This is a genomic window from Streptosporangiales bacterium, assembly GCA_009379955.1.
Lineage (GTDB): Bacteria > Actinomycetota > Actinomycetes > Streptosporangiales > WHST01 > WHST01.
Map to the genome: position 1 here is coordinate 1 of WHST01000008.1, position 18,829 is coordinate 18,829.

The 18,829-nt window shown below is 70.9% G+C and carries 19 protein-coding genes; 7 read left to right on the plus strand and 12 right to left on the minus strand.

The annotated features are described in order from the left end of the window. Positions 1-163: 163 nt before the first annotated feature. The 5 genes from GEV10_03795 to GEV10_03815 form a co-directional block, all read right to left on the minus strand. On the minus strand, positions 164-1,174 hold the full coding sequence (locus GEV10_03795; protein MQA77598.1) for an Ldh family oxidoreductase: 1,011 nt from the start codon (positions 1,172-1,174) through the stop codon (positions 164-166). Next, a complete protein-coding gene (locus tag GEV10_03800) occupies positions 1,171-2,142 on the minus strand; it encodes a phosphoglycerate dehydrogenase (protein ID MQA77599.1) in 972 nt (323 codons plus the stop codon). The genes GEV10_03795 and GEV10_03800 overlap by 4 nt, the downstream gene beginning before the upstream one ends. Next, positions 2,135-3,295, minus strand: a complete 1,161-nt coding sequence (locus GEV10_03805) for a D-galactarate dehydratase (protein MQA77600.1) — start codon at positions 3,293-3,295, stop codon at positions 2,135-2,137. Before GEV10_03805 ends, GEV10_03800 begins: the two co-directional genes overlap by 8 nt. After that, the gene (locus tag GEV10_03810) at positions 3,274-3,576 is read right to left on the minus strand and encodes a hypothetical protein (GenBank protein ID MQA77601.1); all 303 of its coding nucleotides are present in this window, start codon (positions 3,574-3,576) and stop codon (positions 3,274-3,276) included. Before GEV10_03810 ends, GEV10_03805 begins: the two co-directional genes overlap by 22 nt. A 90-nt stretch (positions 3,577-3,666) precedes the next feature. Beyond that, the gene (locus GEV10_03815) at positions 3,667-4,413 is read right to left on the minus strand and encodes an FCD domain-containing protein (GenBank protein ID MQA77602.1); all 747 of its coding nucleotides are present in this window, start codon (positions 4,411-4,413) and stop codon (positions 3,667-3,669) included. Positions 4,414-4,420: 7 nt separating this feature from the next. Here GEV10_03815 and GEV10_03820 point away from each other — a divergent pair, with 7 nt between their 5' ends. From GEV10_03820 to GEV10_03845, 6 genes are all read left to right on the plus strand, one after another. After that, positions 4,421-5,416 (plus strand): AAA domain-containing protein, encoded by a 996-nt coding sequence (locus GEV10_03820; protein ID MQA77603.1) that lies wholly within the window; start codon positions 4,421-4,423, stop codon positions 5,414-5,416. A 3-nt stretch (positions 5,417-5,419) separates the two neighbouring features. Next, positions 5,420-6,538 carry a VWA domain-containing protein gene (locus GEV10_03825; protein MQA77604.1) on the plus strand — a complete coding sequence of 373 codons (1,119 nt, stop codon included), beginning with the start codon at positions 5,420-5,422 and terminating at the stop codon, positions 6,536-6,538. 230 nt (positions 6,539-6,768) lie between these two features. Continuing rightward, a complete protein-coding gene (locus GEV10_03830) occupies positions 6,769-7,281 on the plus strand; it encodes a 2Fe-2S iron-sulfur cluster binding domain-containing protein (GenBank protein ID MQA77605.1) in 513 nt (170 codons plus the stop codon). Beyond that, positions 7,278-9,662, plus strand: a complete 2,385-nt coding sequence (locus tag GEV10_03835) for a molybdopterin-dependent oxidoreductase (protein ID MQA77606.1) — start codon at positions 7,278-7,280, stop codon at positions 9,660-9,662. The genes GEV10_03830 and GEV10_03835 overlap by 4 nt, the downstream gene beginning before the upstream one ends. Further along, the gene (locus tag GEV10_03840) at positions 9,659-10,513 is read left to right on the plus strand and encodes a xanthine dehydrogenase family protein subunit M (protein ID MQA77607.1); all 855 of its coding nucleotides are present in this window, start codon (positions 9,659-9,661) and stop codon (positions 10,511-10,513) included. Before GEV10_03835 ends, GEV10_03840 begins: the two co-directional genes overlap by 4 nt. A 63-nt stretch (positions 10,514-10,576) precedes the next feature. Then, a complete protein-coding gene (locus GEV10_03845) occupies positions 10,577-11,260 on the plus strand; it encodes a carbon monoxide dehydrogenase (GenBank protein ID MQA77608.1) in 684 nt (227 codons plus the stop codon). A gap of 81 nt (positions 11,261-11,341) precedes the next feature. On the opposite strand, the gene GEV10_03850 is transcribed toward GEV10_03845, so the two are convergent. The 5 genes from GEV10_03850 to GEV10_03870 all read right to left on the minus strand — a co-directional run bounded on the left by GEV10_03850 (position 11,342) and on the right by GEV10_03870 (position 15,675). Next, a complete protein-coding gene (locus GEV10_03850) occupies positions 11,342-12,241 on the minus strand; it encodes a hypothetical protein (protein ID MQA77609.1) in 900 nt (299 codons plus the stop codon). Positions 12,242-12,278: 37 nt separating this feature from the next. Beyond that, positions 12,279-13,076, minus strand: coding sequence for a glucose 1-dehydrogenase (locus GEV10_03855; GenBank protein ID MQA77610.1), 798 nt, complete (start codon positions 13,074-13,076; stop codon positions 12,279-12,281). Positions 13,077-13,180: 104 nt separating this feature from the next. Beyond that, positions 13,181-13,549, minus strand: coding sequence for a thioredoxin (gene trxA, locus GEV10_03860; protein ID MQA77611.1), 369 nt, complete (start codon positions 13,547-13,549; stop codon positions 13,181-13,183). A gap of 277 nt (positions 13,550-13,826) precedes the next feature. Further along, positions 13,827-15,161, minus strand: coding sequence for an MFS transporter (locus GEV10_03865; protein ID MQA77612.1), 1,335 nt, complete (start codon positions 15,159-15,161; stop codon positions 13,827-13,829). A 70-nt stretch (positions 15,162-15,231) separates the two neighbouring features. Continuing rightward, on the minus strand, positions 15,232-15,675 hold the full coding sequence (locus GEV10_03870; GenBank protein MQA77613.1) for a heme-binding protein: 444 nt from the start codon (positions 15,673-15,675) through the stop codon (positions 15,232-15,234). Positions 15,676-15,751: 76 nt separating this feature from the next. Between GEV10_03870 and GEV10_03875 the strand changes: the two genes are divergently transcribed. Beyond that, entirely contained in the window at positions 15,752-16,651 is a 900-nt protein-coding gene (locus GEV10_03875) for a dihydrodipicolinate synthase family protein (GenBank protein ID MQA77614.1), read from the plus strand. A gap of 16 nt (positions 16,652-16,667) precedes the next feature. On the opposite strand, the gene GEV10_03880 is transcribed toward GEV10_03875, so the two are convergent. Beyond that, positions 16,668-17,156, minus strand: a complete 489-nt coding sequence (locus tag GEV10_03880; GenBank protein MQA77615.1) for a flavin reductase — start codon at positions 17,154-17,156, stop codon at positions 16,668-16,670. 157 nt (positions 17,157-17,313) lie between these two features. Continuing rightward, positions 17,314-18,810 carry a 4-hydroxyphenylacetate 3-hydroxylase gene (locus GEV10_03885; GenBank protein ID MQA77616.1) on the minus strand — a complete coding sequence of 499 codons (1,497 nt, stop codon included), beginning with the start codon at positions 18,808-18,810 and terminating at the stop codon, positions 17,314-17,316. Positions 18,811-18,829: the final 19 nt, after the last annotated feature.

Here is an 18,829-nt window from a genome sequence, read left to right on the forward strand (position 1 = left end):
ACCCGCGAAGTGCCTTTCTCCAAGAGCAACAGGACCGTCGACAAGTCCCAGTTTCCCTTGCAGACAAGGCACTTTCGCATCACCACACCCCGTGTCGCCCCACCAGGTGTGAAAGACCGAGGTTAACGTGATCAACGTGGCCAGCAGGGCCACCGGAGGTCGGTCAGCGCGCGACGCCGAGGCGGTCGGCCCAGGTCGACAGCTCCTCGACCACGGTCGAGTCGATGTCGAGCGGGTGGTCGTCGGGGACGTGACGCGGGTCGACGCGGCCCTGGCCGGGCACCCGGCCGCCGGCCTCGCGTACCGACGTGGCGAGGGCGGACAGGCGGTCGGCCGGGTCGCCTGCGGGTGAGCACAGCTCGGGGGACAGCGCGACGACCAGGTGTGAGATGCCCTGACGCTTCGCCGCGTCGTCCGGCCGGAACATGTCGACGACCTCCGTCGAGCGCGACGGTCCGACGAGTCCGGCCGTGAGCGCCTCGACCGCGAACGCCAGCGCGAAGCCCTTGGCACCACCCAGCGGGGCGAGCATCCCGTGCAGGGCAGCGGTCGCGTCGGTCGTCGGGTGTCCCTCGGCGTCGAACGCCCAACCCGTGGGCAGCTCGGTGCCGGACCTGGCGTGCTGCGCGATCTTCCCGCGCGCGACGGCACTCGTGGCGAGGTCGACGATCGACGGCGGCTCGCCGGGGATGCCGAACGCGAGCGGGCTCGTCGACAGCACGGGAGCAGTGCCGCCCCACGGCGGCATCACGGCGGGCCCGTTGGAGAACGCGAGCCCGACGACTCCGGCGTGGACCATCGGCAGCGTGTAGACGCCGAGCGCCCCGCAGTGTCCCGAGTCGGCGACGCTCACGGCCGCGATGCCGTACGTGGCGCACCGGCTCGCGGCGAGCTCGGCGGCCTCCCACAGCTGCCAGTGGCCGAGACCACCGTCGCCGGCGTAGGCGACGAGCGGGCCGGTGTCGCGCACGGCGCTCAGCTCGGCGGCGGGCTGGTAGCCGCCGGCGACGAGCCGGTCGAGGTAGTAGGGCAGGCGCATCATGCCGTGCGACGGCACGCCCCACACGTCGGCGGTGACGATCGCCTCGGCCGACCGCGTCGCGCGGTCGGCCGGCATGCCCGTGGCCGCCAGCAGGTCGGCGGCATGCCGGCGCGCCGTTCCCGCGGTCTTCACGGCCGGTCACCTCCGCGCGCGGGTCGGGCGATCCCGACGGCCGAGCGCGCCGGGGTGCCGTCGAGCACCGCCCTGATGTCGCCCGCGAGGATGTCCGCGATGCGTTCCTGGCTCTGGGTCGTGATGCCGGCGATGTGCGGGGTGAGCACGACGTTGTCGAGCCCGTCGAGCGGACCCGGCGCCGGTGGCTCGTCGGCGCGCACGTCGAGTGCCGCACCGAACAGGTGACCCGAGGTGAGCGCTTCGGCGAGTGCGGCCTCGTCGACGACCTCACCACGACCGGCGTTGACGAGGATGGCGCCCGGCTTGGTCCTGGCGAGCAGGCCGGCGTCGACGATGCCTCTGGTGTCCGGGTTCGCGGGGAGGTGGACGCTGATGACGTCGGCCCGCGCGACGACGTCGTCGAGCGGTGCCATCGGCACTCCGGCTGTGGCCTCGTCGACGTACGGGTCGTGGGCGACGACCTCCATGTCGAGGCCGCGCGCCGCGCGCGCCACCGCACGGCCGGTGGCGCCGAAGCCGACGATCCCCCAGACGCCGCCCGCGAGCTCACGACCCGGCCTGCGGTTCCATTCCCCCGACCGGACCGACCGGTCGAGGGGGATCGTGTGCCTCGCCACGGCGAGCGCGAGGCCGAGGGTGTGCTCGGCCACGCTGACGGCGTTCGCCCCGAGTGGTGCGGTGACGACGACACCGAGATCGTCGGCCGCGCCGATGTCGATGTTGTCGAGCCCCACCCCGGCGCGCGCCACGACCTGCAGCGACGGGCACCCGGCGAGCAGCGCGCGGTCGACGGTCGTCCGGTTGCGGACGACGAGCGCCCGCGTGCCGGTGAGGACGGCGGGCAGCTCGTCGGGTCGCGTCCAGGCGTCGGGGGTGCGGGTCACGACGAGGTCGGACGCCAGTGCGTCGAACGCCGGACCCCAGACGTCCTCGACGACCGCGACGTCGACCCGCCCCTCAGGCACTCGGATAGAGCTTCGTGAACACGTACTCCCGATGACCGAGCGACTCCGCGCAGGTGAGCCGGCCGTTGATCGTGCGGTCGGAGATCTCCATCAGCTGGTCGCCGGCCTCGGTGAGGGTGCACTCGCGGCGCAGCAGGCCCGAGCAGTCGAGGTCGATGTGCTCGGTCATGGTCTCTGCCGTGAGCGGATTGGCGGTGAGCTTCACGACCGGCTCGATCGGGTTGCCGATCACGTTGCCCTGGCCGGTGGGGAACAGGTGCAGCACCGCGCCCGCCGCCGCCATGAGCGTGACGCACTCCGCGGCCGCCGACGAGGTGTCCATGAAGTTCAGCCCCGTGGTCGTGGGTGCCTCGGCGGGTTCGAGGACGCCGACGACGGGCTTGGTGCCCGTCTTGGCGATGTTGCCCATCGCCTTCTCCTCGATAGTGGAGAGGCCGCCGGTGATGTTGCCCTGGGTGGGCTGCGAGCCGAGCAGGTTGGCGCCTGCCCGTTCGACCATCTCGATGTACCTGTCGTACGTCGCCTGGAACTTCGCGCGGACCTTGTCGTCGGCGCAGCGCTCCGCGATGAGGTGCTCGCCGCCGGTGAGCTCGGTGGTCTCGCCGAACAGTACGGTGCCGCCCGCCTCGATCCAGCGGTCGACGGCCTGCGACGTGGTCGGGCAGGATCCGAGTCCTGTGGTCGGGTCGGACTCGCCGCACTTGATCGACAGCATGAGCTCGTGGCGCTCGACCGGCTCGCGGGTCAGCTCCGCCGCGTCCTGGAGGAACCGCTGCGCGACGCGTGCGCCCTGCGAGATGACGGTGAGGTCGCCGTTGCGCTCGATCGACAGCGCGTGGACCGGCTTGCCGCTCTTGGCGATGCCCTCGGCCACGCGGTTCGCCCAGTTCGGCTCGATGCCCACGACGACGACCGCGGCGACGTTCGCGTTGCGCCCGGTGCCGATGAGGGTGCGGAAGGTGACCTCGAGGTCCTCGCCGAACTGGAGCCTGCCGTACGCGTGGGGGAGCGCGAGGGTGCCGGGCACGAGGCTGGCGATGCCCTCGGCGGCGGCGTTCGACAGGTCGTCGACGGGGAGGATGACGACGTGGTTGCGGATACCGACGGTTCCGTCGGGTCGGCGGTAGCCGGTCAGGCGACGCTGGTCTGCCATCTGGCGCTCCTCACGTTGTGGACGTGGACGTGCTCGCCCTTGCCGATGGCGCGCGTGGCGAGCGCGACCCGTACGCCGTACTCGGTGACGTCGGCGCCGTCGGCGATGTCGACGAGTGCGAACTTGTGCCCGAGGTTCACCGGGTCACGCAGTTCGGCGGACAGGTCGCCGGTGCCGTCGAGACACCCGCCGTGGACCGTGCCCGGAGTGAGGTCCCGCACGGCGACGGCGACACTGTCGCCGTCGCGGTGGACGAGGAAATCGGGCGCTGTGTCTGACATCTGCACCTCCGAGGTCTGACCTCTTGCCAAGTCGAGCCTAGGGGCGGGCCCGCGCGCCAGTCAACGGGACGAGTGTCACATGTGCGGGCCTCAGCTCGCCGCGCCAACAGTCCCGTCGCGCTCGTCGGTCACGCGTTCGAGCGCGGCCTGGTGGGCGCTCCTGATGTGGACCCGCGCGGCACGCCGTGCGCCCGGCGCGTCGTGGGCCTCGAGCGCGGCCAGGATGCGCTGGTGCTGCACCTGCGACTTCTGCCGGCGCCCCGGGATGAGCAGTGTCGTCTGCATGCCCGACAGCAGGATGTCGTGCAGGACGTGGCTCGTCTGTCTGAGGAACCTGTTGCGGGCGATGTCGGCGATCTTCAGGTGGAACCCCGCGTCGAGCTTGGCGAGACGCTGGAAGTCCTGCGGGTCGTCCTCGAACGCCATGTCGAGCTCGCCCAGGATGCCGCGGAGCTCGGTCGCGTCGGCGGGCGTGAGGTGCTCCGCTGCCCAGCCGGCGGCCGGCACCTCGAGGACGTCGCGCATGGCGAAGAGCTCGTTGACGCTGATCTCGGCGCTGCCGAGTGCCGAGCGCAGTGCCTGCTCGGAACGGGGCTCCGCGACGAAGACGCCCTGCCCGTGCTTGACGACGAGCCGGCCCTGGGCCTGGAGCACCCGGACCGCCTCTCGGAGGGAGGGACGGCTCGCGCCGAGCAGCTGGGCCATCTCGCGCTCCGCGGGCAGCCGGTCGCCCGGCTTGAGCTTCTCGTCGGACAGCAGCTTCTCGACCTGCGTGACGATGCGCTGGGAGATGTTGCCTGTCTGGTTCACCGGTTGCCACATGTCGCAGCCCTCCATCTGCCCCATGGGCTCCGTCGACAGCCGCAGCCTAGCATTGGTCGGACGTCTGGACAGTGTGCCACGTCTTGGCAGGACAGGCTCGCATGTGACGGCGTGGTGCGATAGTGGGCGCGTGACGGAAACACCCACTGCGCTCACCGACGCACTCGCGTCCACCGGGTACCTCGCCGACGAGGGTTTGGCCACGGCGGCGTGGCTCGCGATGCGGCTGCGACGCCCGCTGTTCCTCGAAGGAGACGCGGGTGTCGGCAAGACGTCCCTGGCGGCGGCCCTCGCCGAGGTGACCGGCTCCTGGCTTGTCAGACTCCAGTGCTACGAGGGCCTCGACTCCACGCAGGCCCTGTACGACTGGGACTTCCCGCGACAGCTGCTGCACGTCCGCGCGATCGAGGCGGCCGCGACGGTGGGCGGCGAACGCGTCGACGCCGGCGAGCTCGAGGAGAGCCTGTACGACAGGCGTTTCCTGGTGGCCCGGCCGCTGCTGCAGGCACTCGAGCACGATCCGAGTGTCCTGCTCGTCGACGAGATCGACCGGGCGGACGACGAGTTCGAGGCGTTCCTGCTCGAGGTGCTGTCGGAGTCCGCCATCACCGTGCCCGAGCTCGGCAGGATCACCGCCGCCCGTCCGCCGCTGGTCGTGCTGACGTCCAACCGCACCCGCGAGGTGCACGACGCGCTGAAGCGCCGCTGCCTCTACCACTGGGTGGAACACCCGAGCTACGAGCGCGAGGTGGCGATCCTGCGTGCCCGCCTGCCGGAGGTGACCGCACGGCTCGCAGAGGACGTCGCCAGGGTGACGCGGCGGTTGCGCGAGCTCGACCTGCTCAAGCCGCCCGGCGTGGCCGAGGCCATCGACTGGGCCGGCGCGCTGCACGCGCTCGGCGCCCGCGAGCTGCACCCCGACCTCGCGGCGGCGTCGCTCGGTGCGGTGCTGAAGTACCGCGAGGACGGTGACCGCGTACGCGAGCACACCCTCGCCGCACTCCTCGCCGAGGACTGACGGATGACGCTCGGCTCGCCGGATCGCGACGCCACCGAGGTGCTGCTCGGGTTCGCGCGGGTGCTGCGGCACGCCGGCGTCGACGCGTCCCCGGAACGCGTGCAGACGATGCTGGAGGCGGTCGGCGAGCTGCGGGTGACCTCCGCGTCGGACGTGTACTGGGCCGGCCGGGTCACGCTGTGCGCGGAGCCCGACGACCTGCCCACGTACGACGAGGCGTTCGCCACCTACTTCGGCGCCGACCTCGCGCCGGGTGACTCCGCCATACGCCAGGCCGCGCCGCGCAGGGAGACCCACCTGTTCGGCGTCGACGGTGACCTGGCCGACGGCGACGAGTCCGAGGTCGACGAGACCACGACGGCGAGCAGCGTCGAGGTGCTCCGCCATCGCGACGTCGCGCACCTGTCGCCGGCCGAGCGGGCGGAGCTGCGGCGGCTCGTCGCGCTGCTGCAGCCGTTCGCCCCCGACCGGGTCTCGCGTCGTAACAGGCCGTCGCACCGCGGCCGGGTCGACGTCCCGCGTACCGTCCGGCGGCTGCTGCGGTCGGGCGGCGAGGTCGGGACGCTGGGCAGGCACACGCACCGGCGCAAGCCGCGCCGGCTCGTCCTCCTCGTCGACGTGTCCGGGTCGATGCGCCCGTACTCCGACGCGCTGCTCAGGTTCGCCCACGTCGCCGTGCGGCTGCGTCCCGCCACCACCGAGGTCTTCACCGTCGGCACCCGGCTCACCAGGATCACCCGCGAGCTGCGGCAGCGCGACCCCGACGAGGCGCTCGCCGCGGGCTCGCGGGCGATTCCCGACTGGAGCGGCGGCACCAGGCTCGGTGAGGCGTTCAAGGCGTTCCTCGACAGGTGGGGCCAGCGGGGCACCGCGCGGCAGGCGGTGGTGGCGGTGTTCAGCGACGGCTGGGAGCGTGGCGACGCGGACCTCCTCGGCGAGCAGATGCACCGGTTGTCGCGACTGGCGAGACGGGTCGTGTGGGTCAACCCGCACAAGGGCAAGGAGGGCTTCGCGCCGCTCACCGCGGGCATGGTCGCCGCGCTGCCGTACGTCGACGAGCTCGTCGCCGGGCATAGCCTGGCCGCGCTGGAGCAGGTCGTCGCGGCCCTGGGCCGCCGCTGACGCCGAGCCGTGATCACCATCTGAAATCCAGGCTCTTGCATTCCCTCCCTCCGAGGTCTTGACTCGGGTTCAACGTGTGCGTGTGACCCACGCCACAGTGATCCGCGCCAAGGAGGGCACATGACTGCATATCCCGTCAGCCTCCTTCGTTCCGCTCCTCGCTCAGTTACGCCCGGTACCGATTGTCCGAGTCCCGTTCTCGCTGCGATGCTCACTCTGGAGGCTGCCTCATGACTGCGATCAGCGTCACCGTCGACGGAGTCAAGTACGACGACGACGTGGAGCCGCGAACACTCCTGGTCCACCACCTGCGTGAACGCCTCGGCAAGGTGGGGACCGTCGTCGGGTGCGACACCAGCAACTGTGGAGCATGCACCGTGCTGCTCGACGGTCATGGAGTGAAGAGCTGCTCCGTCCTTGCCGTCCAGGCCGACGGCAAGGTGGTCACGACGGTCGAGGGTCTGCTGCCGACGGGGGAGAACGGCGGGCTCCATCCGGTCCAGAAGGCGTTCCACGAGACACACGCGTTGCAGTGCGGCTTCTGCACCCCGGGCATGATGATGGCCGCCTGCGACCTGCTCAACGAGAACCCCGATCCGGACGAGCGCGAGATACGCGAGGGGCTCGAGGGCAACCTCTGCCGGTGCACCGGCTACCAGAACATCGTCCGCGCCGTCGAGGCCGCGGCCGCCGACCTCCGCGAGCAGCGCGGAGCCGGCTCGAAGACGGAGGTGTCCTCATGACCGTCACCTCGGACCGTCCCGCAGAGGTCGGCATGGCCCGCCTCCGCAAGGAGGACGAGCGGCTGATCACCGGGCGCACGTTGTGGACTGACAACATCACGATCCGCGGCATGGTGCACCTGGCGATCCTGCGCAGCCCGATGGCGCACGCGCGGATCACGGGGATCGACACCTCCGCGGCGGCGGCGCTGCCGGGCGTCATCGCGGCGTTCAGCGGACGAGATCTCGCCGACGAGCAGGGTGCGCTGCCGTGCGCCTGGCCGGTCACCGACGACATCGTGACACCGGACCACCCGGCGCTCGCGGTCGACGAGGTGCGGTTCGCCGGTGAGGCCGTCGCAGTGGTCGCGGCCCGCGACCAGGCGACGGCGCTCGACGCGCTCGAGGCCATCGACGTCGACTACGAGCCGCTGCCCGTGGTGCTCGACATGGAGGCGGCGCTCGCCGACGGCAGCCCGCTGGTGCACGAGTCGAAGGGCACGAACAAGTCGTACACCTGGATCTTCGACTCCGCGGAGGCCGGCACCGGCGGCTCCATCGACGACGCGATCGCCGAGGCCGAGGTCCACCTCAGCCGGCGCTACGTGCAGCAGCGTCTGATACCCGCGTTCATGGAGCCGCGCAGCGTCGTGGTCGAGCCGACGGGCGGCTCGTTCACCATGTGGTCGGCGACGCAGATCCCACACATCCTCAAACTGATGCTCGCGCTGACGACCGGCATCCCCGAGCACAAGCTCCGGGTCGTCGCGCCGGACGTCGGCGGCGGCTTCGGTGGCAAGCTGCAGGTGACCCCTGAGGAGGTCATCGCGCTGCTCGTCGCGAAACGCACCAACAAGCCGGTCAAGTACACCGAGTCACGCAGCGAGAGCCTGCAGGCCGCCCACCACGGCAGGGACCAGATCCAGCAGCTCGACCTGACGGCCAGGCGCGACGGCACCGTGACCGGCTTCGGTGTCAAGTTGCTCGCCAACATGGGCGCGTACCTCGGTCTGGTGACGCCGGGCATCCCGATCCTCGGCGCGTTCATGTTCAACGCCATCTACAAGTTCCCCGCGTACCGCTTCGACTGCACGGGCGTCTTCACCACCACGGCGTGGACCGACGCCTACCGCGGCGCGGGCAGACCCGAGGCGACCTACGCCGTCGAGCGGATGATGGACGAGCTCGCGGCCGAGCTGGGCATGGACCCGATGGAGGTACGGCGCAAGAACTGGATCACCCACGAGGAGTTCCCGTTCACGACCGTCGCCGGCCTCACGTACGACTCGGGCAACTACGAGGCGGCGACCGACCAGGCGATGTCGACGTTCGGCTACGACGAGCTCCGCAGGGAGCAGGCCGAGCGCCGCGACCGCGGCGACCCCGTGCAGCTGGGCATCGGCGTCTCGACCTACACCGAGATGTGTGGTCTCGCGCCGTCGCGCGTGCTGGGCGCACTGAAGTACGCCGCGGGCGGCTGGGAGCACGCCGACGTCCGCATGCTGGCGTCGGGGAAGGTCGAGGTGGTGACCGGCACGTCACCGCACGGGCAGGGGCACGACACCGCGTGGAGCCAGATCGTCGCGGACCAGCTCGGCGTCCCGTTCGAGGACGTCGAGATCCTGCACGGCGACACCCGCACATCGGTTAAGGGCATGGACACCTACGGCTCGCGCTCGCTCTCGGTCGGCGGCGCCGCCACCGTCATGGCGTGCCAGCGCGTCGTGGAGAAGGCGAAGAAGGTCGCCGCCCACATGCTCGAGTGCAGTGAGGACGACGTCGAGTTCGTCGCCGGCACGTTCAAGGTGAAGGGCAGCCCGGGGTCGGAGAAGACCATCCAGGACATCGCGCTCGCGACGTTCGCCGCGCACGACCTGCCCGAGGGCTTCGAGGCGAGCCTCGACGCGAGCGCGACGTTCGACCCGGAGAACTTCTCCTATCCCCACGGCACGCACCTGTGCGCCGTGGAGGTCGACACCGAGACGGGCATGACGTCGATCAGGTCGTACGTCGCCGTCGACGACGTCGGCCACGTCATCAACCCGATGATCGTCGACGGCCAGGTGCACGGCGGCATCGCGCAGGGCATCGCCCAGGCGCTGTACGAGGACGCCATCTACGACGCGGAGGGCAACCTCGTCACCGGCACCTTCGTCGACTACACCCCGCCGACGGCCGCGGACCTCCCGGCGTTCACCACCAGCCGCACCGAGACGCCGGCGACGACTAACCCGCTCGGGGTGAAGGGCGTCGGCGAGGCGGGCACGATCGCGTCGACGCCCGCGGTGGTCAACGCGATCGTCGACGCCGTTCGCCCGATGGGCGTGACCGACGTGGCGATGCCCTGCTCACCGGAACGGGTCTGGCGGGCGATCCAGCAGGCGAAGGACGGTGCGCGATGATCCCGGCGGCATTCGACTACACATGCCCGGCCGGCCTTGACGAGGCGGTGTCGTCGCTGGCGGAGGCGGGAGAGGACGCGAAGCTCCTCGCCGGCGGCCAGAGCCTGGTCCCGGTGCTGCGGCTCCGTCTGGCGGTGCCGACCGTGCTCGTCGACCTCGGCCGGGTCGAGGAGCTGCGCGGGGTGCGAGACGACGGCGACGCGCTGGTCATCGGCGCGATGACGACGCACCACGACGTCCTGGCCGACCCGCTCGTCCGCGAGCACGCGCCGCTGCTGGCGTTGGCCACGGAGACGGTCGGCGACCGGCAGGTGCGCAACGTCGGCACCGTCGGCGGCTCGATCGCCCACGCCGACCCGGCCGGCGACCTGCCGGCCGTCGCGGTCGCCCTCGACGCGGAGATGGTGATCGCGAACGGCGGCGGTCGCCGTACCGTCCCGGCCCGGGAGTTCTTCGTCGACTACCTGACGACGGTGCTGCAGCCCGACGACGTGCTCGTCGAGGTGCGGGTGCCGAAGCTCGGCGGCTGGGGCGTGCACTACGAGAAGTTCCACCGCACCGCGCAGGCCTGGGCGATCGTCGGGGTCGCGGCGGCGGTACGCCGCGAGAACGGGTCCGTCGCGCAGGCACGGGTCACGCTGACCAACATGGGCTCGGTGCCGATCAGATGCACGTCCGTGGAGCAGGCCCTGGCGGGCGGTGACGCGTCGTCCGACGCGGTCGCGGCGGCGGCAGAGCACGCGACGGAGGGGACCAGTCCGAGCGCCGACCAGAACGCGTCACCCGACTACCGGCAGCACCTCGCCCGCGTCCTCACCGGACGGGCGGTGGCCAAGGCGGCCGGCCTGTAAGAATGCTGCGTGGAGACCGCACGACGCTTGCGGCTCCACAAGCGTTCTGAGGAGAGGGTGTCGATGGAGCTGGAGCACGAGTTCACCGTGCCGGTCGGAGTCAAGGAGGCGTGGGACGTCCTGCTCGACGTCGAACGCATCGCGCCGTGCATGCCGGGGGCGACCGTCCTCGACGTCCGCGGCGACGAGTTCGCCGGCACGGTACGCGTCAAGGTCGGCCCCATCGCGATGACCTATGCGGGCGACGCGCGCTTCGCCGAGAAGGACGAGGCCGCGCACCGCGTCGTCATGGAGGCCGCGGGCAAGGAGAGCCGTGGATCCGGCACGGCGAAGGCCACGGTGACCGCGACGCTCGCCGAGGCCCCGGACGGCGGCACGGCGGTCCGCGTGGTCACCGACCTCACCGTGACGGGCCGTCCCGCCCAGTTCGGTCGCGGCATGCTCCAGGACGTCGGCGGCCGGCTGATCGGCCAGTTCGCCGACAACCTCGCGCAGACCCTGCAGGAGGACAGGTCGGCGGCTTCCGCGACGAATGGCGGCGGGTCGGCCTCGAGTACCGCGACGCCGTCCCCGAGCCCGGGCGTTGAGGCATCGGTGCCGCCGCGCTCGCAGCCGGCCGAGGCACTCGACCTGCTCCAGCTGACCGGCGTCTCGGGCTTCGTCGCGAAGTACAAGGTGCCGATCGTCGGCGCGGTCGCCGGCGGCCTGCTGCTCTGGTTCGTCCTGCGGAAGCGCCGCCGCAGCTGACGTGGACGGCGCCGCGGCCTCACCTCACGAACGTGGACTTCACCTCGTCCCTGCACGAGGTGAAGTCCACGTTGATCACGTTTACGTGATCAACGGGAGCACGCGCGGGGTGGTCAGCTCGCGGATCAGGGTGTCGTGCTGTTCGGGCGTCAGCATCGAGGCGGGCGCGGCGGGGTAGGGCTGGCAGACGCCGACGTGGGCCAGGGCCGCCTTCCAGGCCACGGGCGGGGTGCCGCCGCGGCAGAGGTGGATGACGTGACAGAGCTCACGCTCCAGGCGCAGTGCCTCGCCGAGGTCGCCGGCAACGACCGCGTCGTAGATGCCGACCGGCAGGTGCGGCACGAGGTTGATGCTCGCGGCGATCGTGCCCGTCGCGCCGGCGAGCAGGCACGCGACGAGATAGGTGTCCGAGCCCGTCACGACTGCGAAGTCGGTGCCCTCGGTCGCGGCGAGCACCTTCTGGAAGTACTCGATGTCGCGGCTGCTGTCCTTGATGCCCGCGATGTTCGGGTGGGCGGCGAGCGCTCCGACCACGTGTGGCGCGAAGCTCACCTTGGTGAACACCGGGATGTTGTAGAGGACGACCGGCAGCGGTGACCGCTCGGCGAGGTCCTCGTACAACCGCAGCGCCTCGGTGTCCTGGAGCGGGTAGTAGTACGGCGGCGCGACGAGCGCCGCGGTCGCACCGCGCTCGGCGAGTCCGTGGAGCTCGTCGAGTCCCTCGGCGACCGACGCCAGCGGCACACCGGAGATCACCGGCATCCCCGCGGGGACGCGCTCGCGGACGAGCCTGGTGACCTCGAGCCGCTGTGCCCGGCTCAGCCGCGCGCCCTCGCCGGTGGAGCCGGTCGGGCTGATGCCGACGACGCCGGCTCCGACGACCCGGTCGACCAGCTTCGTCAGGCCGGCCTCGTCGAGGTCGCCGCGCTCGTCGAGGGGGGTGGCCAGGGCCGCGATGGCACCATGCGGAACGGGCGTCATCTGTTGTCCTTCTCCCGAGTCGACGTCGAGTTTCAGCCTATAGCCGGTAGAGCGGGTCGGGCTTGCGGCTGATCGCCCGCCCGCCGTCGACCTGCCAGAGTGCACCGGTGACGAACGCGGCCTCGTCCGACGCGAGGTACGCGACGGCGCTCGCGATCTCCTCCGGCCTGCCGAGCCGGCCGACCAGGGTCGACGGTTCGGGTCCGGCCGGCGAGCCGCCGGAGACGTCGTCGATCTCGTGCATCAGTGCTTCGGAGGCGATCATGCCGGGGACGACGGCGTTGACGCGGACGCCGTGCGGAGCGAGCTCCACGGCGAGGGCGCGGGTCAGCGCGGAGATGCCGCCCTTGCTCGCGGCGTACGCGACGTGCCGGGGGAGCGGGAGCTGGGCGTGCAGGCTCGCGAGGTTGACGATCACGCCGGCCCCCCGCGTCGCCATGTCCCTGCCGGCGTCGCGGCTGAGGAACGCCGTCGCGGTGAGGTTGGTCGCGATGACCGTTGCCCAGTCGTCCTCGTCGAGCGCGAAGAGGTCGTGCCGTGCCCCGAGCGTGGCGGCGTTGTTGACGAGGACGTCGACGCGGCCGTGGTCCCCGATCACGGCCGGCACGAGCGCGGCGCGCTGGTCGCGTACGGCCAGGTCGACGACGTGCGCGGTGGCCCGGCCACCGGCCGCCTCGACGGCGGCCACCGTGGCGCGGGCGCCCTCGCCGTCGACGTCGGCGACCGCGACGACGGTGCCGGAGGTCGCGAGACGCTCGGCGATGGCACGGCCGATCCCGTGAGCCGCGCCGGTGACGACCGCGACTCTCCCGCCAGAGTCCTGACCTCTGTCCATCGCGGACGATCCTGCCGGGAGCGTGGACTGGGTGTCAATCAGAGGTGCGAAAGGGCACCTCCACCCCGGCGTGCCTGGGTGGAGGTGCCCGATGTCTCGCGGGGTCAGCCTGCCTGTTGCCGGTTCGCGAGCTCGTCGTGGACCGTCGCCATGTCGAGGGCGCGGACCTTGCCGATCAGCTCCTCGAGTGCCCGCTCGGGCAGGGCACCGGCCTGGGCGTGCAGGACGATCCCGTCGCGGATGGCGACGATCGTCGGGATCGACATGACGTCGTGGGCCTGTGCCAGTGCCGGCTCGGCGTCGGTGTCGACCTTGCCGAACACGATGTCGGGGTGGCGCTCGGACGCCTTCTCGAAGATCGGGCCGAAGATCCGGCACGGTGGGCACCAGGTGGCCCAGAAGTCCACGAGCACGATCGCGTTGTCGTCCACGACCTGGCTGAAGTTCGCCTCGGTCAGTTCCCTCGTTGCCACCTGCGTGCCTTCTCTCGCTGCGGGTTCGCTCTCGACACCTGTCGGGCGGGCTGTGCATGCAACGAGGGGGCTGGGGCGGAAATTCCGGTGCCGCGCACGGCGGAACGAAGGCTGCCCGCCGAGTCCCGGGGGGTTGACTCGGCGGGCAGCCAGGAGCGGTGGCCGCATGCGCCGCCTGCGCTCCCCTTGAGCAACGAGGTGACCCGGTCGAGGTAACGCGGTTGCTCGGGGATTTCGGCCGGCGCGTCAGGTTACCGATCGGTAACCTTGGGTCGGCTCAGGACGGCAACGGCTTGCCCTTCGTCTCGGGTCCTGCCCAGAAGGTGAAGATCAGCCCGAACACGTAGATCGAGCCGATGACCAGGGCGGTCGTGCTGACCGACCCGAAGGCGTCGACGAGGTACCCGGAGAGCAGGGTCGCCCCGGCGACGATGAACCTGGTCGCGTTGAAGATGATGGTGATCGCCGTGCCGCGCGCATGGGTCGGGAAGAGCTCGACCGGCCAGGTCGCCATCCAGGTGAACACGCCCAGGGTGAAGAACCCGTTGACCAGCGCCGCCCATCGCAGTGCGTCGGGCCCCGCGAACCTGAACAGTACGACGTTCATGATGAGTGCGCCGACGAAGTACACGATCATCGTGGGTCTGCGCCCGAAGAAGTCGTTGAAGAAGCCCATGGCGAAGTAGCCGAGCATCCCGCCGACGTTGTACCAGAGCGCGACCGCCGCAGCCGCGGCCGCCGGATTGCCGCCTTGGACGGCAGCCATGCCCGCGCCGAACTGGGGGACCAGGGTCGACACCGCCCACCAGCCGCCGAGCGTCACGGTCGCGAGGACGAGCAGCTTGACGACCCGCGGTCGGAGCACGGGATCGGCGAAGATGTGCGTCATCGTGAAGGTGGTGAGTGCGGTGTCGTCCTTGTCGAGCGTCTGTCCCGCCCGCTTGCGCTTGCGTGCCTCCCGCCGGCGGTCGTCGGCGTCGATCCACAGCTTCGGGTCCTTGACGTAGCGGCGGATGAAGATCACCAGCAGTGCGGGAAGCACGCCGATGAGGAACATGTACCGCCACGACCCGGGGTCGTTGTTGACGAACGTCCACACCACCGTGGCGAGGATGAAGCCGACGCCGAACCCACCCTGCAGGAACGCGATGCCGCGTCCGCGGGTGCGGTTGGACCACATCTCGGAGACGAGCGCCGCTCCCGGTCCCCACTCCGCGCCCATGCCGAGGCCGGTGAGGAAGCGGAACCCGATGAAGAACCAGTAGTTGGGCGCGAGGGCGGTGAGCCCGGTGAAGACGGCGTACCAGATGATCGCGAACATCAGGACGCGCCGGCGACCGAAATAGTCGGATAGCACGCCGGAGATCATGCCGCCGCATGCCCACGCGGCGAGCGTGATGGCGAGGATGCCGGCGAAGTACAGCGCGGAGGCGTCGGGCGCGACGAGGCTGCCGACGACCTGGTGGCCGACGAGCACCGCGACGTAGGTCTCGAACCCGTCGAGGCACCAGCCGAGCCATGCCGCGGTGAACGCGTTGCGCTTGTCGCGCTTCGCGACTCCCGTCCCGTGTTCCGATCGACTAGGTAGGGATGAGGTGGCTTCCTGACTCATGTCGTGTTGCACCTGCCTTGCGTGGTCTGAACCCCGTCGGATGGATCGGTCCTGGCTCACCGCACCGCCGCTACTCGGCAGCTGCAGCGTGCCCGGTCGTTACCAAGAAATGGGCGAGAGCGGCCTCGGCGACCTCGATGTCCTGCGCCGCCGTACCGCTGCTCACGCCGATGCCACCCACGACGGCACCGTCGACGATGACGGGGATGCCGCCGCCGATGGTCGAGAACCGCCCGCCGTTGGTGCCGTTGATCCGCCAGGTCGGACTGCCGGGGTTACCGTCGTCGCCGTAGAAAGCGGTGGTGTTGCGTGCCGCCGCGGCGGTGAACGCCTTGTCGAGGGCGATGGACACGCTGGAGACCTTGCCTCCGTCGAGGCGTTCGAACGCGATGAGCACGCCCGCATCGTCGACCACGGCGGTGCACTGGGGCACACCGATGACGTCGCAGTGGTTGGCCGCGCCCTGCAGGATGCAGCGCGCGTCCGCGATGTCGAGCCGTCGACTGGTCAGCACGGGCAGCCTCCTCGCTGTAAGGTGCGGGCTATAATACGGTCATACAGACTGTTTGTCATGGTGGAGGTAGGCGCGCATGGTGGACGGCCTTCCGCGTGGCGTGATCGGTGCGTGTCTCACCCCGTTCCGCGCCGACGGCGGCGTCGACGAGGGCGCACTGGAGCGCGAGCTCGAATTCATGGTCGGGCACTGCGACGCGGTCTCGATGCTCGGTGCAGAGGTCTCGGAGTACCGCATGCTCACCGCCGAGGACCGGCGCAGGGTGCTGCGCCGCGGGATCGGCCAGGTGAACGGGCGGGTGCCGGTGCTGTCCGGCGCGTCGAGCCCGCGGCTGCCCGAGGTGGCGGAGCTCGCAGCACTCGCCGCCGCGGCCGGGGCCGACTACGTGCAGGTGTTGATCCCCCGTCGGCCGTGGGGTCCCGACCTCGGTGCCGACGAGGTGCTCGGCTACTTCACCGCGGTGGTCGAGGTGAGCCCGCTGCCCGTGGTCGTGTACCACAACCCGGGGTACGGGTCGGATCCCTCGCCCGACCTGCTCGTCGAACTGAGCCGGCTCGACGGCGTGGTGGCCTTCAAGGAGAGCTCGCGCGACATGGCGCGCATCGGCCGACTCATCGCGGATATCGACGTCGCGGGTCACGCCGGTTACTTCACCACCATGCAGCCACTGCTCGCCACCCTCCTGCAGGGCGGCTCCGGCGCGATGATGCCCGTCCCCGCGACCCTCATCGGTGCCGAGATCGTGCGCGCGGTGCGATTGGGCGACCTCGACGCGGCCAGGCGGTCCCAGGCGCTGTTCGCCGGGTTCCCCGGGCGCTGGAAGTCGTACGGCCTCACCCCGGTCATGAAGTGCGCGATGGGTCATCTCGGCATCGACCTCGGCGTGAGCGTGTCGCCGTACGCCGGCGTGGCCGAGGCGCACGCCGCAGAGATCGGGGAGTTCGTGGCCGACGCGGGGCTGCCGAGCCGCGTCTGACTGGGTGACCACCTGGCTACACCAACGTTCCGCTCTCGGACCACGACCGGAACAGGCCGGCGTCAGGCGTCTCCAGCGAGCCGAACCGGCGGTCGAAGTAGAGCAGCGGGCGTTCGCCCTGGGTGTACCCGCAGGCGAGGACGCGGCCGACGAAGATCGAATGGTCGCCGCCCGGGTGGCTCTCCTCGACGGCACAGACGAAGTGGGCGATGGCGTCGCCGAGGACCGGCGCGGGGTAGTCGGGGAGGAGCGTGAGTCCGGCGAACCGGTCGGTGCCGCGCGTCGCGAAGCGCCGTGCGATCTCGATGTGGTCCTCGCCGAGTACGTTGACGGCGAACGTGCTGCTCGTCTCGAGCGCCTTGTGCGTGGGCAGCGTCTGCTGGATGCAGGCCAGCAGCTGCGGCGGGTCCAGCGAGAGCGAGCAGACCGCCGATGCGGTCATGCCGGCCGGTCCCTCAGGCGTCATCGTGGTGATCACGGTGACGCCGGTCGCGAGCAGGGACATCGAGTCCCTGAAGTGGGCCTGCTCGGGCTCGGGCGCTGGACGGTTGGTCACGAGCCGTCCTCCGGAGTGAGCATCGCAGCGAGTATGGACACCGCAACGTTCGCGCCGCGCGCACGTGAGCGAGGAGCGGAGCGGAGGAGGACGGCGGGCAACACAGTCACGACAGCGCCGGTGTCTTGCCCGCTGCGCCGTCGCCGGCCCGGTCGTCGAGGCCGTAGCCGTCGAGCGCGGTGTCGACGAGTGCCTTCGCGGCGGCGAAGTCGTAGTTGCCGAACATCCGCATCTTCACGACGAACGGCGCACCCGCGTAGAACATCTCGTATTGGTGGTGCCGGCTGGCGAACTCCGATCCCACGAGGTCCCAGGCCAGCTTGAGCAGCTTGACGCGGTCGGCCGCGGGCACCCCCGGCGACTGGATGTACCGGTTGATCTGCTCGCTGATCTCGGGGGAGTGGAAGTCCTCCACCGACGAAGGCAGCTGGATGAGCCCGCCGCCGCACAGGTCGCGGACGAGGTGGAGCAGCTTGCCGTAGGTCTCCGGCTGAAGCGTGGTGTTCGCGAACGTCTCCGCGCTGCCCGGCCAGGCGATGCCGTGCTCGTCGATGTCGCAGTTGTACTCGGCGGCGAGCACGAGCCCGCTCACGGTCGTGGCGTGGGCGGCGAGCTCGCCGAGCGTGCCCTGCACCGGCGGCAACTTGTCGACGCCGTTCATCGCCGCGACCTTCGCCGCGACGCCCGCCAGGAAGTCGAGCTTCGCCGACAGCCGGATCTGCGCCTGGACGTTGCCGAGCAGCCAGGCAGGGGTCTCCCACCACTGCGCCTTGACGAGGTCGAGGTCGCGGTACACGAAGACGTTCTCCCAGGGCACGAACACGTCGTCGTACACGACGAGGGAGTCGGTCTCGTCGAACCGGCTTGCCAGCGGGTAGTCGAACGTGCTCGTCGCCGCTTGGGCGTACGAGCGGCGGGGGAAGATCTTCACGCCGGGCGCGGACACGGGCACCATGACCGAGATGGCCTGGTCCTCGTCGCCGGGGCGCAGCGGGACGATGCTGCTCAGCTGGATCCAGTCGGCGAGCACGGCTCCGGTGCCGAGCATCTGTGCGCCCTTGATCACGATGCCGCCGTCGCGCTCCTCCTTGACGCCGGCGTACAGGTGCGGATCGCTCTGCTGGTGCGCGGGCTTGGACCTGTCGATCTGCGGCGGCACGATCGTGTACGCGGCGTAGACGTCGTTCTCCGCGGCGTACCGGTGGAAGCGCACGACGTTGTCCGCGAACTGCTGACCGCCGCGCGCGAAGACGTGCGGGGAGGCGGCGAACCCGGCCAGGAAGCCGGCGACGTGGTCGGGCGTGCGGCCCATCAGGCCGTACGTCCGCTCGGCCCACAGGCGCAGGCCCTTGCGGCGGCGCGCGAGGTCCTCGGTCGACCGGGGGATGAGATATGCCACATTGAGCGGCTCCCCCGTCTCGGGGGACGGGTACGTCATGGTCTCGCGGTTCGCCGGGTCGATGGCCGCGTCGTAGAGGCCTGCGACGGAGCGGACGGCGCCGCGGAAGGCGGGGTGAGTGGTGACGTCGGCGACGCGTTCGCCGTCGATGGAGACGTGCCGCCCGTCACGGAGTCCCGCGACGTAGTCCTGGCCGCTGCGCATGGATACCTGCCTGCCCGGG